This window comes from Halolactibacillus sp. JCM 19043, assembly GCF_001310395.1.
Classification (GTDB): Bacteria; Bacillota; Bacilli; order Bacillales; family Amphibacillaceae; genus Halolactibacillus; species Halolactibacillus miurensis.
Window position 1 is genome coordinate 1 of the sequence record NZ_BAXD01000024.1, and the last position, 25,104, is coordinate 25,104.

General features: G+C 40.3%; 20 protein-coding genes, 5 pseudogenes and 2 riboswitches. Of the genes and pseudogenes, 21 read left to right on the top strand and 4 right to left on the bottom strand.

Translation table 11 applies throughout. The features are described 5' to 3' along the window. Window positions 1-198: pseudogene (locus JCM19043_RS11125) on the bottom strand (hypothetical protein); the annotation flags it as partial. A gap of 255 nt (window positions 199-453) precedes the next feature. Here JCM19043_RS11125 and JCM19043_RS11130 point away from each other — a divergent pair. The 4 genes from JCM19043_RS11130 (at window position 454) to JCM19043_RS11145 (ending at window position 2,767) form a co-directional block, all read left to right on the top strand. Beyond that, the gene (locus tag JCM19043_RS11130; RefSeq protein ID WP_082394533.1) at window positions 454-822 is read left to right on the top strand and encodes a Fic family protein; all 369 of its coding nucleotides are present in this window, start codon (window positions 454-456) and stop codon (window positions 820-822) included. Window positions 823-950: 128 nt separating this feature from the next. After that, the gene (locus JCM19043_RS11135; RefSeq protein WP_062322559.1) at window positions 951-1,565 is read left to right on the top strand and encodes a DUF2975 domain-containing protein; all 615 of its coding nucleotides are present in this window, start codon (window positions 951-953) and stop codon (window positions 1,563-1,565) included. Window positions 1,566-1,589: 24 nt separating this feature from the next. Further along, window positions 1,590-1,826 carry a helix-turn-helix transcriptional regulator gene (locus tag JCM19043_RS11140; protein ID WP_062322561.1) on the top strand — a complete coding sequence of 79 codons (237 nt, stop codon included), beginning with the start codon at window positions 1,590-1,592 and terminating at the stop codon, window positions 1,824-1,826. A 113-nt stretch (window positions 1,827-1,939) separates the two neighbouring features. Further along, a complete protein-coding gene (locus JCM19043_RS11145; RefSeq protein ID WP_062322563.1) occupies window positions 1,940-2,767 on the top strand; it encodes a hypothetical protein in 828 nt (275 codons plus the stop codon). A 554-nt stretch (window positions 2,768-3,321) separates the two neighbouring features. Here the strand turns inward: JCM19043_RS11145 and JCM19043_RS11155 are convergent. Both JCM19043_RS11155 and JCM19043_RS11160 read right to left on the bottom strand, forming a co-directional pair. Beyond that, window positions 3,322-4,929, bottom strand: coding sequence for a PTS transporter subunit EIIC (locus JCM19043_RS11155; protein WP_062322567.1), 1,608 nt, complete (start codon window positions 4,927-4,929; stop codon window positions 3,322-3,324). Between the two features lie 194 nt (window positions 4,930-5,123). Beyond that, complete coding sequence (locus JCM19043_RS11160; RefSeq protein ID WP_062322569.1) at window positions 5,124-5,687, bottom strand: TetR/AcrR family transcriptional regulator; 564 nt, start codon at window positions 5,685-5,687, stop codon at window positions 5,124-5,126. A gap of 279 nt (window positions 5,688-5,966) precedes the next feature. Between JCM19043_RS11160 and JCM19043_RS11165 the strand changes: the two genes are divergently transcribed. From JCM19043_RS11165 to JCM19043_RS11175, 4 genes are all read left to right on the top strand, one after another. Next, window positions 5,967-6,668, top strand: coding sequence for an ABC transporter ATP-binding protein (locus JCM19043_RS11165; protein WP_062322571.1), 702 nt, complete (start codon window positions 5,967-5,969; stop codon window positions 6,666-6,668). 12 nt (window positions 6,669-6,680) lie between these two features. Then, window positions 6,681-9,986 carry an FtsX-like permease family protein gene (locus JCM19043_RS11170; RefSeq protein ID WP_062322573.1) on the top strand — a complete coding sequence of 1,102 codons (3,306 nt, stop codon included), beginning with the start codon at window positions 6,681-6,683 and terminating at the stop codon, window positions 9,984-9,986. Beyond that, the gene (locus tag JCM19043_RS17730; RefSeq protein ID WP_231631522.1) at window positions 9,974-10,126 is read left to right on the top strand and encodes a hypothetical protein; all 153 of its coding nucleotides are present in this window, start codon (window positions 9,974-9,976) and stop codon (window positions 10,124-10,126) included. The genes JCM19043_RS11170 and JCM19043_RS17730 overlap by 13 nt, the downstream gene beginning before the upstream one ends. Before the next feature lie 350 nt (window positions 10,127-10,476). Next, window positions 10,477-10,577, top strand: a riboswitch (purine riboswitch). Between the two features lie 124 nt (window positions 10,578-10,701). Further along, window positions 10,702-12,000 (top strand): NCS2 family permease, encoded by a 1,299-nt coding sequence (locus JCM19043_RS11175; protein WP_062322575.1) that lies wholly within the window; start codon window positions 10,702-10,704, stop codon window positions 11,998-12,000. A gap of 62 nt (window positions 12,001-12,062) precedes the next feature. Here JCM19043_RS11175 and JCM19043_RS11180 read toward each other — a convergent pair whose 3' ends face one another. After that, window positions 12,063-12,392, bottom strand: a complete 330-nt coding sequence (locus tag JCM19043_RS11180) for an Hsp20/alpha crystallin family protein (protein ID WP_062322577.1) — start codon at window positions 12,390-12,392, stop codon at window positions 12,063-12,065. Window positions 12,393-12,492: 100 nt separating this feature from the next. On the opposite strand from JCM19043_RS11180, the pseudogene JCM19043_RS11185 reads away from it, so the two are divergent. The 13 genes and pseudogenes from JCM19043_RS11185 to purH all read left to right on the top strand — a co-directional run bounded on the left by JCM19043_RS11185 (window position 12,493) and on the right by purH (window position 25,094). Further along, window positions 12,493-13,135, top strand: a pseudogene (locus JCM19043_RS11185) (DUF2179 domain-containing protein). Window positions 13,136-13,183: 48 nt separating this feature from the next. Then, window positions 13,184-13,300 carry an NETI motif-containing protein gene (locus JCM19043_RS17735; RefSeq protein ID WP_231631523.1) on the top strand — a complete coding sequence of 39 codons (117 nt, stop codon included), beginning with the start codon at window positions 13,184-13,186 and terminating at the stop codon, window positions 13,298-13,300. 81 nt (window positions 13,301-13,381) lie between these two features. After that, window positions 13,382-13,480: riboswitch (purine riboswitch) on the top strand. Window positions 13,481-13,635: 155 nt separating this feature from the next. Further along, the gene (purE, locus tag JCM19043_RS11195; RefSeq protein WP_062322579.1) at window positions 13,636-14,127 is read left to right on the top strand and encodes a 5-(carboxyamino)imidazole ribonucleotide mutase; all 492 of its coding nucleotides are present in this window, start codon (window positions 13,636-13,638) and stop codon (window positions 14,125-14,127) included. Beyond that, window positions 14,114-15,238, top strand: a complete 1,125-nt coding sequence (gene purK, locus JCM19043_RS11200) for a 5-(carboxyamino)imidazole ribonucleotide synthase (RefSeq protein WP_231631524.1) — start codon at window positions 14,114-14,116, stop codon at window positions 15,236-15,238. The genes purE and purK overlap by 14 nt, the downstream gene beginning before the upstream one ends. 151 nt (window positions 15,239-15,389) lie before the next feature. Then, a pseudogene (gene purB, locus JCM19043_RS11205) lies at window positions 15,390-16,684 on the top strand (adenylosuccinate lyase). A 24-nt stretch (window positions 16,685-16,708) separates the two neighbouring features. Continuing rightward, complete coding sequence (purC, locus tag JCM19043_RS11210) at window positions 16,709-17,413, top strand: phosphoribosylaminoimidazolesuccinocarboxamide synthase (RefSeq protein ID WP_062322583.1); 705 nt, start codon at window positions 16,709-16,711, stop codon at window positions 17,411-17,413. Then, a complete protein-coding gene (gene purS / locus JCM19043_RS11215) occupies window positions 17,413-17,661 on the top strand; it encodes a phosphoribosylformylglycinamidine synthase subunit PurS (protein ID WP_062322585.1) in 249 nt (82 codons plus the stop codon). Before purC ends, purS begins: the two co-directional genes overlap by 1 nt. Continuing rightward, entirely contained in the window at window positions 17,658-18,341 is a 684-nt protein-coding gene (gene purQ, locus JCM19043_RS11220) for a phosphoribosylformylglycinamidine synthase subunit PurQ (RefSeq protein ID WP_062322587.1), read from the top strand. Before purS ends, purQ begins: the two co-directional genes overlap by 4 nt. Continuing rightward, window positions 18,325-20,552, top strand: a pseudogene (purL, locus tag JCM19043_RS11225) (phosphoribosylformylglycinamidine synthase subunit PurL). Before purQ ends, purL begins: the two are co-directional and overlap by 17 nt. Then, on the top strand, window positions 20,528-21,937 hold the full coding sequence (gene purF, locus JCM19043_RS11230) for an amidophosphoribosyltransferase (protein ID WP_062322589.1): 1,410 nt from the start codon (window positions 20,528-20,530) through the stop codon (window positions 21,935-21,937). Before purL ends, purF begins: the two are co-directional and overlap by 25 nt. A 15-nt stretch (window positions 21,938-21,952) precedes the next feature. Further along, window positions 21,953-22,982, top strand: a pseudogene (gene purM / locus JCM19043_RS11235) (phosphoribosylformylglycinamidine cyclo-ligase). After that, window positions 22,969-23,544 (top strand): phosphoribosylglycinamide formyltransferase, encoded by a 576-nt coding sequence (gene purN, locus JCM19043_RS11240; protein WP_062322591.1) that lies wholly within the window; start codon window positions 22,969-22,971, stop codon window positions 23,542-23,544. The pseudogene purM and the gene purN overlap by 14 nt, the downstream one beginning before the upstream one ends. 17 nt (window positions 23,545-23,561) lie before the next feature. Beyond that, a complete protein-coding gene (purH, locus tag JCM19043_RS11245) occupies window positions 23,562-25,094 on the top strand; it encodes a bifunctional phosphoribosylaminoimidazolecarboxamide formyltransferase/IMP cyclohydrolase (protein ID WP_062322594.1) in 1,533 nt (510 codons plus the stop codon). The last annotated feature ends 10 nt before the right edge of the window (window positions 25,095-25,104 follow it).

Genomic DNA, 25,104 nt, shown 5'->3' on the forward strand with positions numbered 1-25,104 from the left:
GCGCATGTACACCTTCTTCAATTCTTTTTGTGCGGATAGACGGGCGCGTCCTTGTTGAACAGCACTGTTCGCATAATAATCATTTAATCCGTAACGTTGCTTTAACCGTTGATGGATGGAGACGGAACTTTTCTCTTTCACGCCCCTAAGCTCACGAACCTCAGCTTGATAACGAAAATGTTTGGCTTGATTAAACACCCGAAGGTGTGATCCATGGACATAACAAAGTTTGCGTCGATCTTATGCTTATATAAGCGATTTGAAAAAATAGCCTTCATGCCCATGAAACCCACCCTCTCTTTGTTTTGTGACGATCACTGTTAATGCTTTAATTATACCACGAGGAATATATGTTTGTCACTTCAAAAATATTGAAAACAAGCGATTCATCACCCACCTAGTGCTGACGCACTTGAGGAAGGTGTCTTCTCACCCTAAAGCGATAAAGTCTTAATTACGGGTGCAAATCATATACCACCGTCTCCTGAAAAGATTCAGGATGAGATGGACAAATTAATGGCTTGGTACGAAAATGCTGAATGCTTACACCCAGTAGAAAGAGCAAGTGTGCTTCATGCGAAATTTATGAACATTCATCCATTTAGTGATGGTAACGGGAGAACGAGCCGGTTATTAATGAATTTTGAATTGATGAAAGCAAAGTACCCACCAATCACCATAGAAAAAGATGATCGATTTAACTATTATGAAGTATTAGATATTTCTGGTTTGAAAGGTGATTATGAGCCATTTATCGCATTTGTGGCTGAAAGAGCCATCACGACTTTAGTATACTATTTAGATTTTTTAGATGGCAATTAGATTGAGGTCTGTTGTAAATTTAAATGCATTTTTTAAAGTGTTAATTTAAATTTTTATAGTTGATTGATTGGTTGTGTGGTATTATATGGAGGGAGTGTAGAATATAAAAAGGAAGTGGAGGGAGTTAAATGAAACAAGATCTAACTGTATTGCAAAAGAAGATTAAAGGGGATACGACATTTCTTTTAGTTAGTGGCATTATTCTTGTTTTTGTCATAGGATTCTATGTAACTGATATTTTTCAGTACAGTACAATGACAGATTCAGCGTTTACTATCCAGCAAGTAAACACAGATACAGGAATGCAAAATTATCTTTATATAAATGGTGAACAGCAGTATCCTATCGACTATAATTATTATGGACGCCTAAATGAAGAAGGAAGTATGGAAATTAGAAAACTTCTTATTTCGGAAAATATAATAAACACGGTAAGAAGCCTTTTAATGATGATTATTCTCTTTACACTAACGAAAATATTTAAAGACTTAAAAGCAAAACAATCACCCTTTTATCATAAAAACGTGAAACGATTACGAATGGTAGCGTTGGTGAGTATGTTATTTGCTGTCTTACCACCAACAATTGACTTCGTCTTTTCGCTCGTGATATTTAATTTTGCCATTTTTAACGCTACATCATTGAACTTTTATATTATTTTTATAAGTGTTGTGATCGGAATGATTGCTGAAGTATTTAATTATGGCTCTGTCCTTCAAAAGGACATGGATCAAATTGCATAAATTATATTGTGAATGGAGATAAATATGGCGATTATTATTAGACTCGATCGAGTGATGGCAGATAGAAAAATGTCTTTGAACGATTTAGCCAAACAGGCTGAGATGACAAATGTCAATCTATCTAACTTAAAGACAGGCAAAATGAAGGGAGTACGCTTTGAAACGATGAACAAATTGTGTAAAATATTACATTGTCAACCAGGTGATTTATTTGAATTTATCGAGGATGACAGTGAAGAAGTGATAAATAAAACACGTTAAAGTTCAGAATAACAGGCACATTAATCATATATGAAAAAAGTGTATGAGTTATTTTCCTATGGTCAAAAACATGTGTGATTTTGAATGCAAATGAACGAGCTGGAGTTGATAAGGTGCACCAAAAAGCTAAGACGTTACTGATATCGAATAGTATATTTTTTGTCCTAATCTTTTTTCATCACTGGGTCATTCATCGTTTTGGTGATGATTGGGTGATTTATGTTTTGTTGTATGTCTGTCTGGGCTTTACTTTCAACATTCTAGAGGATGCGCTGATACAAAAACAACGAACATTGATTATTTTTTCAAGTCTAGATAGTTTCATTCGAGTGACGGCTCTTTTTGTTCATTTTGCATTGATTATATTAAACCAATCGATACTACAATGGAGGATTATCTTGATGTACATACTATCGCTCATGATGGAATATCAAATAAATCGGTACATGATGAAGAAAGACTATAAGAGCGTATCTTGGTATAATAGACGAACGATTCAGTCTGCGATAGATCAAATTGCCACTTTAAATAACAATGAACCAATCAAAGCCAATAAACACCTTTGTATTATTCGATATTTAAGTAAACAAACAACCTATGTCATCCTATTATTTTTACTTATGATTATAAGTGCTGTTACATATAGGCAATTAGATTTCTTAGTATTACTTCCAATAAGCATGGTTATTTTTATAACGTATTTAGCTATTAGGAATCAATGGCAGATGAATAAAGTCACTCATCTTATCCCGTTTAAACAGGTTCTCAATGTTTTAACGTTTGGTTTGGCTGTGATCTTGATTTACACTGTCGAAGTATTTTTAATAAAAGATACGTCTATGCTGTATGTTAGTTTATGGTTTGTGACAATTCTATTATTGATACCGACATTCTTACTTAAACGTCAGATAGAGCAATCACTTGTTCAAGCAGCAAGCTGATTCGGAACAGAAGGGCGTGTAAATATGAGAGAGACGTTACTATTTATGGTGTCTGTTACGGTACAGGTTATGAATTCAATATATATCATGCGTGTGGGTGCCGACCTTGTATTAATGAAAAGATTACAGCGCGCTAAAGTTGATCGATCATTTTTACCTTCCGAAAAAACAGTCGTTTATCAGATAATTGGCTATGTCGGACTGTGGGGGATATTTACGTGGCATTACTTTTTCAATACGCCTTTTCTAGATTCATCGACAAGACTAATCGCATTTCAGACTAATGCAACCTTCCTTATCGCGCATATCGCCTGGGATTTTTTCATGACAAGAAAGGAACCGGTAGAAAGTGTGCCCAATTCGTTTACACAAGTTGATTGTATTAAATCTTGGCGGGAAAAGATAGCTAATAGTACAGCTTGGACCCTTTTGACATCTCTCTTGATAATGCTTATATACTGATTGTCACGGTGATGTTGATTTAATGAAATGAGACAAGCCCCGTTGATACACCATGTATCAACGGGGCTTGTCATGTTCTATTGATGACGCAGTTACTCTTTTTTCTGTGCTTGGCGATATTCATCAATATTTGATTTAATATTGGCCACTTTAGGTCCGTAAATTACTTGGACGTTATTTCCTTTTACCATGACACCCGCAGCACCCGTTGATTTAAGTAACGGTTGATCGACTTTTTCACCGTCTTTAACGTTTACACGTAAACGTGTGGCACAGTTACTCACGTCATTCAAGTTATCTTCGCCACCTAAACCTTCAATAATATCTTTTGACATTTCATCTGTCACATCACCCGTTTTTCCACCGGCTTTTTTATCTTTATAATCTTGTTTTGTGTACAGTTTAGATTCGGTATCGCCTTCTTCACGCCCAGGTGTTTTAAGGTCAAATTTATGGATGAAGAAGCGGAAAGCGAAGTAATAAACAAAACCATAAATAACACCGACGATGACGACTGGAATCCAGTTAGTCATAGCTTGACCTGGTAAAATACCGTAGAAGATAAAGTCGAGTAAACCACCGGAGAACGTTAAACCGACCCCGACTTCTAAAACGTGCATGATAACGAATGATAAGGCACCTAATACAACGTGTACACCAAAGTATAAGAATGGTGAAGCAAATAAGAATGAAAACTCAATAGGTTCAGTAATACCAGTAAAGATTGAAGTTAATGAAGCAGAAACCATTAAACCTTTAACGTCTTTTTTACGCTCTTCACGCGCTGCTTGATACATCGCAAAAGCAGCGGCAGGGAAACCAAAGATCATGAATGGGAACATACCACTAAAGAATTTTGCGGCTTCAGGATCAATCGGCTCGCCAGCTGAGAGCTGAGCAAAGAGAATGTTCTGAGCACCTTCGACTGTTTGACCCGCGACCTCTGCTACACCACCAAGAGCTGTTTGCCAGAATGGTAAATAAAAGACGTGGTGTAAACCGAGTGGGATCAGCGCGCGATAAATGAAACCATATAAGAATGTCCCAACATAACCTAAGTCGGCAACGGCTTCACCTAACCAAGCAATACCACCACCGGCAAATGGCCATAAGAAGGCCATAAGGATACCGACAAAGACAGCGGTAAAGGCTGAAATAATCGGTACGAAGCGTGTACCTGAGAAGAATGATAGCGCATCTGGTAATTCAATTTTATAAAAACGATTGTGTAAGTAAGCGACAATCAGACCGATGATAATACCACCAAACACCCCCATATTTAATGTATTATCAAATCCAACGACAGACCCAACTAACCCTGCCGTTTCATTTAATGCATCAATATCACGGAAGTTATCGATGGTACTCGTCATAGACGCATACATCATAAAGTAAGCAACGGCCGCTGAAAGTGCTGCAACTTCTTTTGCTTGTTTAGCCACACCGAGACCAACAGCAATCGCAAAGAAGAGTGGTAAGTTACCGAAAATAACATCACCAGAGTCACTTAGAATAGATAGGAAGCCATTTAGAACGGTTCCTTCACCTAAAATATTTTCAAGACCATACAATTCGATGAACGCATCACCTGTAAAGGATGCCCCAATCCCAAGCATAATACCAGCAGCTGGCAGCAGTGCGATCGGTAGCATAAACGTTCGTCCGAGTGTTTGTAAGGTGTCCATTACCTTACCTTTCATAGTTATCTCCCCCAAAAAAATATAGTCTACAAAAAAGGTGAGTAACAAAGAATAGCCCTTCTAAAAAAATGAATAATAACGGTTGTGTTGACTATTCAATCGTTACTCGGTTTTTAGTAGCTAGTTTAGTATTCCCGTAAGAGGCTAAATTAAACACGAAACGAGCGTATTGACTACTGATGACATGTCAAGTGTCAGTCATCATAATAGTAAGTGCCATTTTCGGTCAGTTGAATAATCAGTTGGGCGAGGGATTCTGTGGATTCTTTCATGCCATTTTTAAGCCATTTCTTCAAAATGGCCATGCTGCCACTTACCCCAAATAATACAACATATTCTTTCATCTGTTCGTCAAACTGATCTAAATGTGTTAGGGAGATAAAATTAACAAACTGCATAATTTCATTTTCTAATGTGTCGTCACTGTTCTCACTCAAAAGCACGGAGATTAAGGCGGCATTTTTCTTTCCATACTCTAAGATAGGGATTAATTTTTGCTCATTAACGGGATGAGTCGTATCAACGGTTTGTTGTTCCATGTAGTGACGGATATTTAGCACAACATCTGCTTGAATTTGTTTTAATAGATCATATTGATCAGCATAATGCGTATAGAATGTACTACGATGCACATCAGCTGTCTCGCATAAATTTGTCACGGAAATTTTTGAAATGTGTTTCACTTGTAGGAGTTCAACCAGCGCTTCTTGTAATAACAGTTTAGTCATTTTTACACGACGATCATTCGTTTTACTCATAGTATAACCTCTTTCCAAGGATATTTTTTGTGAAAGAAATGAATGGTAATTTATAAAATTTCGTACGGAAACCGACATTTTTTTGAAAAACGTCGGGTATCAGACAATCAATCCGACATTGTAGATTGATAATAGACACTATGTCTATTATAATTTAAATGTATAGTCATCGCAACAAGCATTTGTTTCATTACAAGTGAAAAGCGATGCATGTAAGAGAAAAGAGTCACCCTAAAAAATAGGGTGAAAAAGATACAACATGATAAGGGGGCGTCTGACGTGAGTTATGTACGTGTAGTAGATGAATTTAAGCGTTATACAATGGGGGAGAATACCATTGTCGCAAATAATGGGATTACGTTTGATGTAGAACAAGGCCAATTTGCCGTTATTTTAGGTCCAAGTGGGGCCGGAAAATCAACGGTGTTAAATATATTAGGGGGCATGGACTCACCGGATGACGGTCATATTTATGTCGATGACAAAGATATTAGTCAATATTCTAAAAAACAACTCACAACGTATCGTCGTGATGATGTTGGTTTTGTGTTTCAATTTTATAATCTTGTCCCGAACCTAACGGCGAGAGAAAATGTTGAACTGGCCAGTCAAATTTCACCTGATGCACTTGATGTTGATGAAGTGATGGAGAGCGTCGGCTTAACAGATCGCCGTGACAACTTTCCAGCACAACTTTCCGGCGGGGAACAACAACGGGTGGCCATCGCCAGGGCACTGGCGAAAAATCCGAAATTATTACTGTGTGATGAACCGACAGGGGCATTAGATGTTCAAACAGGTAAACAGATTTTACGTCTCTTACAAAACACAGCGCGTGATTTTAATACGACAGTCATTGTGATTACACACAATGCTCAAATTGCGCCGATGGCTGATCGAGTTATTTATATTCATGATGCAAAAGTAAAAGAAATCGTCGAAAATCCACGTCCACGTTCAGTGGATGAAATCGAGTGGTAGAAAGGAGCTCTCATGCAGAAAAAAACAGCCTTGTACAAAATGATTTGGCGTGAGATTACTTCTTCAAAAGCACGCTTTTTCTCAATTTTGTTTTTAATTTTACTCGGCGTTGGCTTCTTCTCTGGTCTACAAGCAACCGGACCAAATATGTTGAAGACAGCGGATGATTATTTTAATCAACAAAACTTGTATGATTTACACATCCAATCCAATTATGGTTTAGATGAAGAAGAATATACACGATTAGAAGAAAAAGAAGAGATTGAGTCGCTTGAAGGGCATTATAGTCATGATGTGCTATTTGGAGAAGATAGACTGGTCATAAAGTTGATGGGTCATGATGAAGACAATCAACTTAATCAGCTTAGAGTGGACGAAGGACGCCTGCCAGAGAAATCCAATGAAATAGCACTTGACTACAATGATGTCTTAACGAGTCAATATACTATTGGTGACGAGGTCACGATTTATAGCGGTAGTCAGGAGGCAAATCTTTCTGACACCGTATCAGAATCAACGTTTACGGTCGTTGGTTTTGTCACATCCCCTCGTTACATTACGAATGATTCAAGAGGTCAAACGACGATTGGACGTGGTCAACTTGATGCTTTTGGTGTCGTTCAAGCAGATGTCTTCACCCTTGATGTATATACGGATATCTTCGTTACGTTTAAGGCATCAGAAAACCTATCGATGTATAGCGACACTTATATCGAACAAATGAAGGACTATAAAGACGCATACGAACCTGCCTTAGAAGAAGTAGGGGCAGGTCGCCTTGACAAAATTAAGGCCGATGCTAGAGAAGAAATTGAAGAGGGTCAAACAGAGATTGAAGAGGCCAGACAAGAACTGGCCGATGCAGAACAAGAATTAGCTGAGGCAAAAGAAGAACTTGAAACAGGAAAAGAAGAACTGGCTTCAGCAGAAGCTGAACTAGAAGACGCTTTTTTAGAGCTTGACCGGGAAGAACAAAATTACCGTGACGGTGTCGACACGTTCGAACAAGAAATGAAACAGGCAGAAGAACGACTAGCAGATGAAGAACAGACACTTCTGGAGAGTGAACAACAAGTAAAGAATGGTCTAAGTGAGATTGAAGCAGGACTGAATCAATTAAATGAGCCTTATGCCGACCTTGTCGGTCAAGAGACAGCGCTGCTTGATCAACGCGACGATATTCGTCAATTAAACCAACAATTAAGTGAGTTTTTCCAAACGCCCGTCGAATTATTAACGGATGAGATGAAACAAGCGTGGATCGACGAAACAGCCGAGATGACGTTTAATGACACGTCTTTATCTACGTTATTACAAGGTTACTTTAACGGCACCGTAACACAAGAAGAAATTACGGCGTTTATGTCTTCGGCTGATGCCGGTTTAACAGCTGGCATTTCAGAGTTGCGTACTAATATTAATGAAATCAATAATCAGCGTGATGAACTAGAAGCCCAGCAACAAGAACTACGCGCAAGTCTAGAAGAGATTAACGCAGGAAAACAAGCATTAGAAGAGGCGCGTACGGAGTTAAATAATCAGCGCACCGAAACAGAACAAGAGCTCGCGGCCGGCCGGAGTCAGCTTGATGAAGGTTGGGCTGAGTATGACAAAGGTGTGAGTGAACTAGAAGAAGCAAGAGGGGATCTTGCGGAAGGTCAAGCGGACTACGAAGAAGGTCTAGTGACCTTTAATGAAGAAAAACAAGACGCAGAACGTGAGATTAAAGAAGCAGAACAAGCACTTATTGAAGCACGTGATGAGCTTGATAAGCTTGAGGCACCAACGTATTACTTAACCGTCCGCCATGATAACGGTCAACTCGTCGAATTTGAAGAGAATGCGGAACGGATGAGTGATTTAGCGACAATCTTCCCGGTGGTATTCTTCTTAATTGCTGCCCTTGTGACGCTAACGACAGTGACACGGATGATCGAAGAACAACGGGTTGAAATGGGCACATTAAAAGCACTCGGATATACCGATCGTGATATTCAGAAGAAATATTATCTTTATGCTTTATCCGCAACCCTAGTCGGGGCGATCCTCGGGTTAGTCCTAGGGTACACGTTATTACCAAAAGTGATTTTTAATGCGTATCAAATTCTGTATAACTTACCACCACTCGCCTTAGATTTTTATTGGTCATTTACCTTGATTTCACTTGCGGTGGCTTTATTCTCTAGTTTAGTGACCGCTTGGTATGTCTTGCGTAAAGACTTAAAAACAACACCAGCCATCTTGATGCGACCAAAAGCACCAAAGAGCGGGAAACGCATTTTAGTCGAACGTATCACGCCGCTGTGGCGCCGGATGAACTTTATGCAAAAAGTCACCGCCAGAAACCTATTCCGATATAAACAGCGGATGTTAATGACGGTGATTGGGATCAGTGGTTGTGCAGCGCTTATCATTACTGGATTTGGCCTGAAAGGGGCTGTTGAAGGGATTGTTGACTTACAATTTGGTCGGGTGATGAACTATGAAGCCGTTGTGGCGCTTGATAGTGAAGCATCATCAGATGAAAAAGAAGCGTATCGCACCATTATTGATGAGAATGATATGATTGAAGCATCTTTAATGGTTTATCAAGAGACATTAGCTGCGAATAAATCAGGGGTTACCCCTCAAGATGTCACGATGTTTGTACCAGAAACACCAGCTGAACTCAATCGATTTGTGCAATTAAAAAACAGAACGAGTGGAGAAGCTTTTGATTTATCAGAAGATGGGGCGATTATTACTGAAAAGTTAGCGACATTATTTGAAGTAGAAAAAGGTGATGATATGACCTTTACAACAGCTGATGATGACACGCTGACAGTGACCGTTGGAGGTATCATCGAAAATTATGCGGGTCACTACTTATACCTCAGTCCAAGTCTATATGAAGAGAGTTTCTCTTTAGAACCAGAGTATAATGCCGAGCTGTTGAAGTATCCTTACAGTGAAGCGTTTGAAACAGAACTCAGTGATGACTTAAGTGAGTCAGATTACGTCATTACGACAAGCTATAATCAGTCGATGCTTAACTTATTTAAAGATTCGATGGAAAGTTTAAATATTGTTGTCGTTGTCTTAATTGTCGCAGCGGCTGGATTAGCCTTTATCGTGCTGTACAATTTAACCAATATTAATGTGTCAGAAAGGATCAGAGAGTTATCCACAATAAAAGTACTCGGGTTTTATGACAATGAAGTGACGATGTATATTTATCGGGAAAATATTATTTTGACATTGATGGGCATTGTCGTCGGTGGCTTATTCGGGCGTCTTTTACACGTCTTTGTTTTAGGTACAGCTCAATGGATAATATGATGTTTAATCCAAGTCTTGACTGGACAAGTTACCTTTATGCGGCGATTCTTACCATGGTCTTCTCAACGATGGTCATGTTGATGATGCACCGTAAATTAAAACATGTGGATATGATTGAAGCATTAAAATCGAATGAATAAGACTGGTAATTGTAAATGGAACATCTTCAATAATTGATAGTATTCGTTTAGTATAAAGATAATGAAGCAGCCGTCATCCCTCATGAAGGAAGGGATGACGGCTGTTTGTTTGTAAAGGAAAAAAGTAGAAACACAATCTTTTTTATAAGTGAAAAGAACGAATCTAGTCGTTTGGATGAAGACATACACCTGTTAATGTTTTTGGTAAACACTAACATTCGTCTTTTTTAGTTATAATATTCTGTTAAATGAAAGAGATATCCGAATAATGAATCCTTAAATTTTTAATAATATTCGTATTTTACTATTGACGATTAAAACTGAACCATGTATGATAAACGATGTAATCAAAATAAAACTAAATATTTCGTCGTATAATCTTGAGAATATGGCTCATGAGTCTCTACCGACCACCGTAAATGGTCTGTCTACGCAGAAGTGAATAACCATCGTTTGATGCTTTTTTTTATTTATATGTTTTAAACAAAAACTTCTGACTAAACACTACACACTCAAGATTAAGTGATCTTTGGTGTGTTTTTTTATGCCGACGAAACAAAGAAGGGAAGAGGATTATGTTAGAAAAGTATTTTAATCTAAAAGAGTTAGGCACGAACGTCAAAACAGAATTTATGGCAGGTTTAACCACCTTCCTAGCGATGGCGTATATTTTATTCGTTAACCCAGATGTTTTATCAGCATCAGGTATGGATAAAGACGCTGTTTACGTTGCGACAGCACTTGCAGCGGTCGTTGGAACGCTTGTCATGGGGCTTTATGCGAAATACCCAATCGCGCTTGCGCCTGGTATGGGACTAAACGCATTCTTCGCTTTTACCGTTGTCGGTGATTACGGTATTCCTTGGCAAACAGCACTAAGTGGGGTATTAGTATCTGGTTTAATCTTTATCGCATTGACTTTGACAGGCGTGCGTGAAGCGATCATCAATGCGATTCCAAAAAACTTAAAACTAGCGGTTGGTAGTGGTATTGGATTATTCATCGCCTTTTTAGGGTTCCAAAATGCAGGTATTATCGTTGGTGACCCAGCAACACTTGTGGCATTAGGTGATTTCTCAAACGGTAACACAGCGCTTGCGATTTTCGGTCTTGTTGTAACAGTTGTTCTTATTACACTTAAAGTCGGTGGCGGTGTCTTCTACGGTATGATTATTACCGCAGTTGCTGGTATTATCTTTGGTTTAATTGACTTACCAAATGCCATCTTTGGTTCAATCCCATCCATTGCCCCAACATTTGGTCAAGCGTTCACCAACTTTGGTGATGTCTTTACTTTACAAATGCTTGGTGTTATCTTAACCTTCCTTTTCGTTGACTTTTTCGATACCGCAGGTACGCTTGTAGCGGTTGCTGAAAAAGCTGGTTTAATGAAGGGAAATGAATTACCAAATGCAAGTAAAGCTCTTCTTTCAGACTCTGTCGCAACAGTGACAGGTGCTGTTTTAGGAACATCTACGACAACAAGTTACGTAGAATCAGCTGCAGGTGTTGGTGCGGGTGGACGTTCTGGTTTGACGGCAGTCTTTGCGGCACTTTTCTTCGGTTTAGCGCTATTCTTTTCACCGCTATTAAGTGTTGTCACAAATGCGGTAACAGCGCCTGCTTTAATTATTGTCGGTGTTATGATGGTATCGAGCTTAAAAGAAATCGAATGGGATCACATCGAAGTAGCTGTCCCAGCTTTCTTAACGATTATTATGATGCCACTGGCTTATAGTATTGCGACAGGTATTGCGGTTGGGTTTACTTTCTATCCAATTACGATGTTAGCACGTGGTCGTGGTAAAGAGATTCCAGGCCTAATGTGGGTGTTATCTGTTATCTTTGTGTTATTCCTAGCGTTTTTAAGCTAAGTTAACAAGTATCTAGGTTAATCAATAGTATGTATCATCGCCAAAAGCGTCGCCTATAGTCATTATAGCCGGCGCTTTTTTAATACATATTCCGTTCCATCTTCTGTGTGAATACAAGCAATAATTTTTTGGTCAATGGCTTCTGGTAAGGTGACTTGTCGGTTAATGTGTGTACTAGGTACTTCTTGATAGAGGGTGGTGCCATCATTTGATGTTGATAGATGACCAGTAAAGGTAAGGGTACGATTGTGAATCGATAACTTTAAAGATGAAGATAATTTCTCAGGTAAAAAGGTACGGATATAAAAATAGTCCTTATCTTCATATATGTTGAGAAGCGGAAAAGGAATCGATTGCTTTGTCAAATGAAGTTTATCTAATAAAGTTTTCATCCATATCACCTCCACCCATAGTGTATGACAGATCGTTAAAGGTGTTCATTGGAAAAAACATCTGGACTATTATACAATGTGTGTTGGGAGGTTTTAAACTATGCTAGATAATGCGATTGGGATTATACTTATCATTTTAGCAGTTAATATCGTGTACGTTTCTTTATCAACGATTCGAGTTATCTTAACGTTAAAAGGTCAAAAATATATCGCGGCAGCGATTGGTACGTTAGAGATTATGCTCTATACGGTTGGTTTAGGCTTAGTACTTGATAACTTAGACCGCATTGAAAATTTAATTGCCTACGGGCTTGGTTACGGCATTGGTGTCATTATCGGTTCGAAAATTGAAGAGCGCTTAGCGCTTGGTTATACAACCGTCAATGTGATTTCGAGTGAACCCGACCTTAACTTTACGGAACGCTTACGGGAAAATGGCTATGGTGTCACCAGTTGGTACGCTTATGGTATGGAAGGTGATCGTCTCTCAATGCAGATCCTTACCCCGCGTAAATACGAAGCACTTGTATCATACGATTAAAGAAATTGACCCAAAAGCTTTCATTATTTCCTACGAACCGAAACAAATTAATGGAGGGTTCTGGGTGAAGAAAGTAAAGAAAGGAAAGATTAAACGCAGTGTCCAACAAGAAGAAACGATTATCAAAGCAATCAACGAATCAGAAGGCATCCACGTCTCAGACGAAACGAAAGAAAGAACGCTTCATAAAACAGACGAATGAATCACTCGATGACTGTTTAGATCGCATCAAGCAAGCAGGTATATGCCGGTGCGTCGAGTGGAAAAACCGATATTTGAAGAAGTGTTAGAAAATGGCTCAAAAGTGAATAAAGTTGTCTCGAGTGACATTTCATTTGATGCAATCTTGATTAAAGACGAACAATAAATTAGTATTATAATTTATTGTTCGATTTTTATTGACTAACCCCCCTGCAATTGTTATGATAATGATGCAGAAAAAAAGTGTAAAAACGATATAAACTCGCCTCATATAATTTGAGAATATGGCTCAAAAGTTTCTACCCATTACCGTAAATAATGGACTATGAGAGCAGGTGAATCAATGATCAATCATGTTTAACAACCGTTAAACGTTGTTTGTGATTGTCTGTGTTAATCAAATTGTGATTAAGCGCATGTTCATCTTCTCTCATCTAATCCATGACGTGAAGGTGAGTATGTGCTTTTTTTATTGAATAATTTCTAGAAATGAGGGAGACAATGGCGCAAGTTGGTGTAATTATGGGAAGTATTTCAGATTGGGACACAATGAAGCACGCCTGTGACGTGTTAGAAGGATTTATGATTCCTTATGAAAAAGAAGTGATTTCTGCTCATCGCACACCAGAAGATATGGTGCGTTACGCGAAAGATGCGCGTCAAAGAGGCTTAAAGGTCATCATTGCGGGGGCTGGTGGGGCAGCCCACTTACCAGGGATGGTCGCAGCTTCAACCACACTACCAGTCATTGGTGTACCGGTTGAGTCAAAAGCATTAAATGGCCTTGATTCATTGCTCTCAATCGTACAAATGCCAGGTGGTGTGCCAGTCGCAACGGTAGCCATTGGTAAAGCAGGAAGTAAAAATGCGGGACTGTTAGCAGCGCAAATCCTCGCAACGACAGATGAGGCGATTGAAGAGACATTAGAAAATTATCGCCTTGAGATGAAAGGGAAAGTAGAAGAAATGAGGGATGAACTTGCCGATCAATAGTTTACTGTACGGAAAGACGATAGGCATCATTGGCGGGGGGCAACTCGGACGCATGATGGCTACAGCCTTAAGACATATGGGGTATCGTTTGATTGTCCTTGATCCAACACCAGACTGTCCGGCAGCGCAGCTCGCTGATGAACAGATTGTGGCACAGTATGATGATTTAGAAGCCGTGAAACAGCTTAGAAAAAAAAGTGATGTCGTGACGTATGAATTTGAAAATGTTGATTTAGAAGCCGCACGCTATCTAGAAGCGGAAGGTGTCCTACCTCAAGGCGCGAAATCACTAGAAATCACCCAAGACCGTGAAAAAGAAAAACAAGCGATGCTTGATAGTCATCAACCGGTCAGTCCGTTTCAGATTGTGACATCAGAAAAAGAGTTAGATGAAGCGATTCAGACGATCGGCTTACCTGCGGTTGTAAAAACATGTCGCGGAGGTTACGACGGTAAAGGTCAGGTCAAACTAAAAACAAAAGCAGATCTACCTGCTGTAAGTGAGATGCTTGAACGAGGCGAAAGGTTAATTTATGAAGCGTTTGTTACTTTTGATTGTGAAATTTCTGTCGTCTTTACTAGAAGTATGGACGGGGATATTCGTTATTTCCCGGTTGGTGAGAATGTGCATCGTGACCACATCCTGCATACGACAACCGTTCCGGCAAATGTGTCAGAGAACGTCTTAAACAAGGCCAAACAAGCTGCCAAGGATATTGCTGAAACGATCAGTGTTGTCGGAACCTTTACTTTAGAGCTCTTCGTTAAAGGTGAGGACATTTATGTGAACGAACTTGCCCCTCGCCCGCATAACTCTGGCCATTACACTATTGAAGCGTGCAATGTGAGTCAATTTGAGCAACATATTCGGGCCATTGTTGGTTTGCCGCTCTTACCGGTCTATTTCCACGGGGCCAGTCAGATGATTAATTTACTAGGGGATAACTTAGATCAATACTTTAACTATCCGGAGCGCCTTACTGATGTGCATATTCATATGTACGGGAAAGATGATATTAAACCGAAGCGAAAAGTCGGTCACTTAACGATTGTAGCTGAATCAAACGAAGCGCTCATTCAAAAAATAAATGATTTACACAGACAAAAATAACATAAATAGAGATCAGTGACGTTCAATTGAACGTAATGGGGACAAGCTATACTATAGAGAACAATAAAAAATAGAGAGAAAAAGATAAAATAGATCTTGGTAGAGAAAAAGACAGTAGCTAAAAATAAGAGGCATACCAGGAGGAAAACAAATGATAGAACGTTATACACGCGAAGAGATGGGTCGGATTTGGACAGATGAGAATCGTTACCAAGCATGGTTGGAAGTAGAATTATTAGCTTGTGAAGCATGGAGTGAGCTCGGAATCATTCCGAAAGAAGATGTTGAAAAATTACGCGAAAACGCAAGCTTTGATATTGACCGTATTCTTGAGATTGAACAAGAAACACGTCATGACGTCGTTGCCTTTACGCGCGCCGTATCAGAAACAGTCGGCGAAGAGAAAAAGTGGGTGCACTACGGTTTAACCTCAACCGATGTGGTAGACACGGCTTTGTCTTATTTAATGAAACAAGCAAATGTGATTATTCGCAAAGATATTGTGAATTTTATCGAGATTCTAAAAAATAAAGCAATTGAACATAAACATACCGTGATGATGGGACGCACGCATGGTGTGCACGCGGAACCGACCACATTCGGTTTAAAGATGGCGTTATGGTATGAAGAAATGAAACGTAACTTAAAGCGGTTTGACGATGCTTGTGCCGTTATTGAAACAGGGAAGCTTTCAGGTGCTGTTGGTACGTATGCCAACATTGACCCGAATGTAGAACAATATGTCTGCGAAAAACTTGGCTCGCGCCGGCACCTGTTTCAACGCAAACATTACAACGTGATCGTCATGCACAGTATATGGGGACGTTATCACTTATTGCAACATCGATTGAAAAGTTCGCTACCGAGATTCGCGGTCTTCAAAAGACAGAAACACGCGAAGTCGAAGAGTTCTTTAATAAAGGACAAAAAGGATCATCAGCGATGCCACATAAACGGAACCCAATTGGCTCTGAAAATATGACGGGGATGAGTCGCTTAATGCGCGGCTATATGGTCACAGCATATGAAAATGTGAGTCTTTGGCACGAGCGTGATATTTCACACTCATCAGCTGAACGCGTGATTATTCCTGATGCGACGATTACACTCAATTACATGTTAAATCGCTTCAGCAATATCGTGAAAAACTTGACGGTATTTGAAGATAACATGAAACGTAATATTGACCGGACCTATGGTGTTATCTTCTCACAACGTGTGTTATTATCACTGATTGATAAAGGGATGAGCCGTGAAGCAGCCTATGACATTGTTCAGCCAAATGCGATGAAAGCTTGGGAGAACGGAATTCATTTTAAATCATTAATTGAAGAGGTTGAAGACATTACGTCACGTCTCACGCAAGAAGAAATTGATGATTGTTTTGATTATACGTATCATTTAAAGAATGTTGACGGTATTTTTGAACGTATCGGCCTCGCTTAATCTTACGAGAGAAGGGATGATCATATGCTTGAACTACTTTATGAAGGTAAGGCTAAGAAAGTCTATCAAACAGAAAAAGAAGATGAGCTTATTCTCAGTTATAAAGATGATGCAACGGCCTTTAATGGTAAGAAAAAAGCCCAGTTCGTAGGTAAAGGACGTTTTAATAATCTCATTACCGCCCACGTCTTTCGTTACTTAACGACTGAAGGGATTCCCCATCACTTTATTGAAACATTAAATGATACGGACCAACGCGTGTATAAAACGACAATCATTCCGATGGAAGTCGTGGTGAGAAATCGTTCATCATACAGCTTGAATAATCGTTTAGGGATTAAAGAAGACACGATTTTTTCGCCTCCACTAGTGGAATGGTTTTATAAAAACGATACACTCAATGATCCACTCATTAACGACCAACATGTCTTTTTATTGACTGATGTGACAAAAGAAGAACTGAATCAGATGTATAACCAAACCTTACAGATTAACGACGCTTTAAAACGTTTCTTTCATCAAATTGATTTAGACTTAATTGATTTTAAAATTGAGTTCGGCCGAAATAGTAGAGGTGAGATCATCCTCAGTGATGAAATTTCTCCTGACACGTGCCGACTAGAAGATATCCATACAAAACACCATTTAGATAAAGATGTATTTAGACAAGGGACAGGCAATTTACTTGATGTGTACCAAATTATATTATCACGGTTGGAGGAATTATAATGACAAAAGTAAGCATTCACGTAACGTTAAAAGAAGGGGTACTTGACCCACAAGGAAAAGCAATTGAAAACTCACTCAATACACTTGGCTATGACGGTGTGCATGATGTGCGGGTAGGGAAATTGATTGAAATGTTTATTGATCACGATGATGTTGAAGCCCAAGTGAAAGTTATGTGCGATAAATTACTCGCTAACCCAGTCATTGAAAACTTTACCTATGAGATTGAGGAGGGAGTAGCCCAGTGAAGTTTGCGGTGATTGTTTTTCCAGGATCTAATTGTGACCGTGATATGTATCATGCGGCAAAAGATGCTCTCGGGGCTGAAGCTGAGCTTGTCTGGTATCAAGATGCCGCTTTAGAAGGCTATGATGCGATTTTAATCCCTGGTGGTTTCTCATATGGTGATTACTTACGCTGCGGGGCGATTGCCTCAACATCAGATATCGTGACGTCACTTCGCCGTGAAGCAGAAAAAGGGACCCCGATTTTAGGGGTATGTAATGGGTTTCAAATTTTACTTGAGTCAGGCCTATTACCAGGTGCATTGATTCGAAACGAAAATCTTAAATTCATCTGTCACTTTGAAGAATTAGTTGTTAATAATAATGAGACGCTATTTACAACCGATTACGAAAAAAATGACGTAATTTCTATTCCAGTCGCTCACGGTGAAGGGAATTATTACTGTGATGACGAGACATTAAATGAATTAATCGAACATAACCAAATTGTGTTTACTTATAAAAATAACCCGAATGGTTCTGTCCGTGATATCGCCGGGATTGTCAATAAAGAAGGCAATGTTCTTGGCATGATGCCACACCCAGAAAGAGCCGCAGAAATGTTACTCGGTAGTGATGACGGTTTAAAGATGTTTACATCAATGCTTAAAAATTGGAGGGACCAATATGCAACAAACGCGTGAAGTAAGTCCAGAAATGATTGAAACAGAACAACATTATCGTGAAATGGGCTTAACGGATGAAGAATATCAGTCAATTAAACAGATTTTAGGACGTCGTCCGAACTTCACTGAGACCGGTATTTTTTCTGTTATGTGGTCCGAGCACTGTAGTTATAAAACATCTAAGCCACTTTTAAAAAAATTCCCAACGGAAGGTCCACAGGTCATTCAAGGACCTGGTGAAGGTGCCGGGATTGTTGATATTGGTGACGATCAAGCATTGCCTTTAAAATTGAAAGTCATAATCACCCATCAGCGGTTGAACCTTATCAAGGAGCAGCAACAGGTGTTGGCGGGATTATTCGGGACATTTTCTCAATGGGCGCAAGACCCATCGCCTCACTTAATTCATTACGATTTGGTTCACTGAATAATCCACGTGTCAAGTACCTCTTTGATGAAGTCGTCCATGGTATTAGTGGTTACGGTAACTGTGTTGGGGTGCCGACTGTTGGCGGGGAAGTGCAGTTTGATGATTCTTATGAAGGTAACCCACTCGTCAATGCGATGGCCGTTGGTTTAATTGATAAGAAGGATATTCAACAAGGGATCGCCAAAGGCTTAGGTAATACCGTGTTATATGTTGGTTCTAAAACAGGACGTGACGGGATTCACGGGGCAACTTTCGCATCAGAAGATTTGACCGAAGACTCTGAAAGTAGACGCTCTAACGTGCAAGTAGGGGATCCGTTCATGGAAAAACTCCTCATCGAAGCGTGTCTTGAAGCGATTCATTGTGAAGCGCTTGTAGGGATGCAAGATATGGGAGCGGCAGGTCTTACCTCATCAGCATCTGAAATGGCAAGTAAAGCTGGTATGGGTATGGAAATGAATTTAGATCTTATTCCTCAGCGGGAACAAAATATGTCAGCATATGAAATGATGCTGTCAGAATCACAAGAACGCATGTTACTTGTCGTTGAAAAAGGTCGTGAACAAGAAATCGTTGATATCTTTAAAAAATATAGCTTAGAAGCAGTAAATGTTGGTCACGTGACGGATGATAAACAGTTCCGTCTCCTTCATAAAGGAGAGGTCGTCTGTGATATTCCGGTTGACTCACTCGCAGAAGATGCGCCGGTTTATTATAAACCATCAAAAGTACCGGCCTATTACGAAGAATTTCAACAGATGGCGCCTTACGTGCCAGTAGTTGATGATTACAGTGCGATGTTAAAACAACTGTTGCAACAACCAACGATCGCAAGTAAAGAATATGTTTATGATCAATATGATTCCATGGTACAAGCGAATACGGTGGTCAGCCCTGGTTCTGACGCGGCGGTTGTTAGAATTCGTGATTATGATAAGGCGATTGCGATGACAACGGATTGTAACTCACGTTACCTTTATTTGGATCCATTTGTTGGGGGCAAGATTGCAGTCAGTGAAGCGGCGCGTAATATTTACGCATCAGGCGCTAAACCACTTGCGATTACAGATGGCTTGAACTTTGGTAATCCAGATAAACCAGAAAACTTCTGGCAAATGGAACAAGCCGTTGATGGTATGAGTGCCGCATGTCTCGCGCTTGATACCCCGGTTATTAGTGGGAATGTCTCGCTTTATAACGAGTCAAATAATCAAGCGATTTTCCCAACGCCAATCGTTGGTATGGTTGGTCTCATTCGCTCAACAAAATATATTACGACCCAACATATGAAACAAGCGGGTGACGTAATTTTGGTCATTGGTGACACAAAACCAGAATTCGGTGGCAGTGAACTTCAAAATGTCTTAGAAGGTAAATATTTCGGTCAGTCACCTGCCGTTGATTTGGAAGTTGAACGCAAGCGCGGTGACGCCTTACTGGAAGCAATTGAACAAGGTCTCGTTCAATCGGCTCACGATCTATCTGAAGGTGGTTTCTCTGTCGCCTTAAGTGAAACGTTATTTAACCAACCAACACTCGGGGCACACGTTGATCTTAAAGGTGATACGACGTCACTACTGTTTAGTGAAACGCAGTCACGCTACGTCATTTCTGTGAAACCTGAAGATGTGGACCGTGTCACAGCACTTATATCAGATGCAAAAGTTGTCGGAACAGTGACGAATGATCAAAAACTTGTCGTTAAGGTAAACGGTGAGAAGGTCATTGACGAACAGGTTAAAACATTACAAGATTTATGGAAAGGAGCTATCCCATGCTTGCTGAAATCAAAGGCTTAAATGAAGAATGTGGTGTCTTTGGTATCTTTGGTCATGATAAGGCAGCTGAAATGACGTATTATGGTCTCCATGCCCTCCAACACCGCGGGCAAGAAGGCGCTGGTATTGTGACGAGTAATGGGGAAGCCTTACATCTTCATAAAGGCATCGGTTTAATCAATGAGGTCTTTAGTGAAGGGCAAATTAAAAATTTACCCGGACGTAGTGCGATTGGACACGTCCGTTATACGACACAAGGTGGGGGCGGTTATGAGAATGTTCAGCCGCTCGTTTTCCGCTCACAAACGTCTAGTCTCGCGCTTTGTCATAACGGGAACTTAGTGAATGCTTTTGCGTTAAAGTCAAATCTAGAAGCTCAAGGTAGTATCCTACAAACAACGTCTGATACGGAAGTTGTCGCTCACCTCATTAAGCGCAGTGGTCACTTACCGCTTGAAGAAGCGATTAAACAAGCACTTGGTATGATTAAAGGCGCCTATGCGTTTACTATTCTAACGGAAGATCAAATGTTTGTCGCTTTAGACCCACGTGGTCTTCGTCCGCTTTCGCTTGGTCGACTTGGTGATAGCTACGTTGTCGCAAGTGAAACATGTGCCTTTGATCTCATTGGGGCGAAGTATGAACGTGAAGTGAGACCCGGGGAACTGTTAGTGATTGATGAATCAGGTTTACGCTCTACAACGTTTAGTTCGCCAATGAAGCGGACGCTTTGTTCGATGGAGTATGTCTACTTCTCACGTCCAGATAGTAATGTGAACGGCTTAAATGTCCACGCCTCACGTAAAGTGATGGGAAAACAACTGGCTAAAGAGGCACCAGTAGAAGCAGATATTGTCACTGGTGTACCAGATTCAAGTATTAGTGCGGCCATCGGCTATTCAGAAAAAAGCGGGATTCCTTATGAAATCGGCTTAGTCAAAAACCGCTATGTCGGCCGGACCTTTATCCAGCCGTCACAAGAACTACGTGAACAAGGAGTGAAGATGAAACTCTCGCCTGTCCGCGGTATTGTCGAAGGGAAACGCGTCGTGATGATTGATGATTCCATTGTCCGCGGCACGACCTCGCGTCGCATTGTTAATTTACTAAAAGAAGCAGGCGCAACAGAAGTCCATGTCCGAATCGCTTCGCCTCCAATTGTGAATCCATGCTATTACGGGATTGATACCTCAACAAAAGGTGAATTGATTGCGGCGAATTTCTCAATTGAAGAGATGCGCGAAGAAATTGGGGCAGATTCACTCGCCTTTTTATCTGTAGAAGGATTAGAATCCTCTATCGTGACAGAAGATACGTTAGAACAAGGGATTTGCCATGCTTGTTTTACTGGAAAATATCCAACGGAAATCTATCCGGAATCAATTAATCCAGCGTATAAAGAATAATGAGGGGGATTTTTAATGAGCGATATTTATAAATCGGCCGGTGTCGATGTCCATGCCGGATATGAAGCAGTAGATTTAATGAAAAAACATATTAAGCGTACGAATCGTAAAGAAGTGATCGGCGGTGTCGGTGCTTTTGCAGGATTATTTGATTTATCATCCATGTCATACGCGGAACCAGTCTTAGTTTCAGGCACGGACGGGGTAGGAACGAAGTTAAAACTTGCGTTTCAGCTAGACAAGCATGATACCGTCGGTATCGATCTAGTGGCGATGTGTGTCAATGATGTTGTTAGTCAAGGCGCCGACCCGCTCTTTTTCTTAGACTATATTGCTTGTGGCAAAAATGAACCTAAAAAAATCGAACAAATCGTGAAAGGCATTGCGGAAGGTTGTGTGATGAGTGGCGCAGCTTATTGGTGGTGAGACAGCTGAGATGCCAGGGATGTATCAAGATGGTGAGTATGATTTAGCTGGCTTTACGGTTGGTATTGGCAATAAGCCTGACCTTATTACGGGTGAAACGATTGAACAAGGCGACGTCGTCCTGGGTATTAAATCAAGCGGTGTTCACTCCAATGGTTTTTCACTTGTGAGAAAAGTGATTGATGAACAAAAACTTGGTTTAACTGACTATGTCGATGAACTCGGTATGACCTTAGGTGAAGCCCTACTTGAACCGACCCGCATTTATGTGAAAATGATTCAACAGTTGAAAAATCATGTGACAATTAAAGGAGTTAGTCATGTGACGGGTGGCGGTTTTTATGAGAATTTACCACGTATGTTACCGGAAGGATTAGGTGTGGATGTCCTAAAGAATAGCTGGGACGTGTTACCAATTTTTACTTACCTACAAAAACAAGCAGACTTTTCATTTGAAGATATGTTAGGTGTGTTTAATATGGGTATTGGTATGGCGGTTGTTGTGGCTGAAGAAGAGAAGTTTCTGGCGTTAGATATTTTAAATGAACAAGCATCAGAAGCGTTTCATATCGGTACCATCACCGAAGATGAAGGAGTGAGACTTGTTGAAGAAAACTAAGCACTTAGCTGTATTCGCCTCAGGTACCGGGTCAAACTTTGACGCGATTCAACAAGCGATTGAAGAAGGCGCACTTGATTCGGATATTACGCTCGTCGTGAGTGACGTTCCAACAAGTGCGGTCATTGACAAAGCGAAACAAAAAGGGTTAAAAACATTTGTTTTTAACCCTCAGTCATATCCAAATAAGCGTGCGTTTGAAATAGAAATCGTCGAAGCTTTACAAAGAGCTGACGCTGATTATATTATTTTGGCTGGCTATATGCGCCTGATTGGTGCAACGTTACTTCACGCCTATGAAGGGAAAATCGTCAATATTCACCCATCGCTCTTACCGAGTTTTAAAGGGTTAGATGCGATTGGTCAAGCCTTTGACGCCGGTGTTAAAATAACAGGTGTGACGATTCATTACGTCGATGAGGGGATGGATACAGGTCGTATTATTGCTCAAGAAGCAGTAAAAGTAGAAGACACATACGGGCGTGATGATTTACAACGCGCGATTCAAGCAGTTGAACATCGATTGTATCCAACGACAATACAAACGTTACTTAAACAATAACTAAGGGGGAATTTTTAGTGAAAAAACGTGCATTATTAAGTGTATCTGATAAAACGGGACTTGTCCCATTTGCCAAAGGTTTGATTGAACTAGGGTATGAGCTTGTATCAACAGGGGGAACACTTAAAGCTTTACATGACGGCGGCCTTGAAGCCAAACAGGTATCAGAAATTACCGGTTCAGATGAAATTTTAGATGGTCGGGTCAAGTCACTTCATCCGGTGATCCACGCAGGTTTACTTGCTCGTCGTGATGATGAGAACCATATAGCTCAACTAAAAGAGCGAGAAATTGGCTTAATTGATGTCGTGGTTGTGAATCTTTATCCGTTTAAAGAAACGATTAGTAAGCCAGGTGTCACAGAAGACGAAGCGATTGAAAATATTGATATTGGTGGTCCGACCATGCTGCGTTCGGCAGCGAAAAACTTCCGTGATGTCACGGTCGTTGTCGACCCAGCGGATTATGATGCTGTTCTTACGTCATTACAAGCAGGTAGTGACAAAGAGATGCGCAAACAACTCGCGGCGAAAGTGTTCCGCCATACCGCACATTATGATAGTTTGATCGCAGAATACTTTGTGACATTAACGGATGAGAAAGATACGGAAACATTATCACTAAGCTATGAATTAAAACAATCGTTACGTTACGGTGAAAACCCGCATCAAGAAGCGGCGTTTTATGAAAAAGCCAACTATCAAGGGGCGTCCATTGCCCACTGCACACAGCTAAATGGTAAGGAACTCTCTTACAATAATATTCAAGATGCCAATGCGGCGCTAGAAATTGCGTTAGAGTTTGATGAAAAGCCAGTCGCGGTGGCGTTAAAACATATGAATCCTTGTGGTGTTGGGATTGGTGAAACCATTGAAGCAGCGTTTAATAAAGCGTATGAAGCGGACCCAATTTCAATCTTTGGTGGGATTGTCGCGTTAAACCGTGAAGTCAATAAAGCAACAGCTGAACAGTTAAAAACAATTTTCTTAGAAATTGTCATCGCACCAAGCTTTAGTGATGAGGCTCTGGCCATCTTAAAAGAAAAACCAAATTTACGTCTATTAAAAACAGACTTCACGAAAGATACAACCGATAAAAAGAAAGTCGTCAGTGTCTTAGGTGGCTTACTCGTCCAAGACCGTGATGCCGGTCATGTGACCGTTGATGACTTAGAAGTCGTGACAGACCGCAAGCCAACAGAGGAAGAACTAAAAGCGTTACTGTTCGGTTGGAAAGTAGTGAAACATGTGAAATCGAATGCGATTGTCCTTGCGACAGCAGATAAAACGGTTGGTGTCGGTGCAGGTCAAATGAACCGTGTGGGTGCGGCGAAAATTGCGATCGAACAAGCAGGTGAGAAAGCCAAAGGTGCAACCCTTGCTTCTGATGCGTTCTTCCCAATGCCGGATACAGTTGAAAATGCGGCCTTAAGTGGCATCACCGCGATTATTCAACCAGGTGGTTCGAAACGTGACCAAGATTCTATTGATATGTGTAATAAGCATGGTTTAGCCATGGTTATGACAAAGATGCGTCACTTTAAACATTAAGAGAAAGTGG

Bases quoted from the DNA above. Each gene is read 5' to 3' on its own strand.
- JCM19043_RS11135 (WP_062322559.1), top strand. From the start codon at position 951: ATGAAACAAGATCTAACTGTATTGCAAAAGAAGATTAAAGGGGATACG.
- JCM19043_RS11140 (WP_062322561.1), top strand. From the start codon at position 1,590: ATGGCGATTATTATTAGACTCGATCGAGTGATGGCAGATAGAAAAATG.
- JCM19043_RS11155 (WP_062322567.1), bottom strand. From the start codon at position 4,929: ATGAAAGGTAAGGTAATGGACACCTTACAAACACTCGGACGAACGTTT.
- JCM19043_RS11160 (WP_062322569.1), bottom strand. From the start codon at position 5,687: ATGAGTAAAACGAATGATCGTCGTGTAAAAATGACTAAACTGTTATTA.
- JCM19043_RS11170 (WP_062322573.1), top strand. From the start codon at position 6,681: ATGCAGAAAAAAACAGCCTTGTACAAAATGATTTGGCGTGAGATTACT.
- JCM19043_RS17730 (WP_231631522.1), top strand. From the start codon at position 9,974: ATGGATAATATGATGTTTAATCCAAGTCTTGACTGGACAAGTTACCTT.
- JCM19043_RS11175 (WP_062322575.1), top strand. From the start codon at position 10,702: ATGTTAGAAAAGTATTTTAATCTAAAAGAGTTAGGCACGAACGTCAAA.
- JCM19043_RS11180 (WP_062322577.1), bottom strand. From the start codon at position 12,392: ATGAAAACTTTATTAGATAAACTTCATTTGACAAAGCAATCGATTCCT.
- purE (WP_062322579.1), top strand. From the start codon at position 13,636: ATGGCGCAAGTTGGTGTAATTATGGGAAGTATTTCAGATTGGGACACA.
- purC (WP_062322583.1), top strand. From the start codon at position 16,709: ATGCTTGAACTACTTTATGAAGGTAAGGCTAAGAAAGTCTATCAAACA.
- purS (WP_062322585.1), top strand. From the start codon at position 17,413: ATGACAAAAGTAAGCATTCACGTAACGTTAAAAGAAGGGGTACTTGAC.
- purF (WP_062322589.1), top strand. From the start codon at position 20,528: ATGCTTGCTGAAATCAAAGGCTTAAATGAAGAATGTGGTGTCTTTGGT.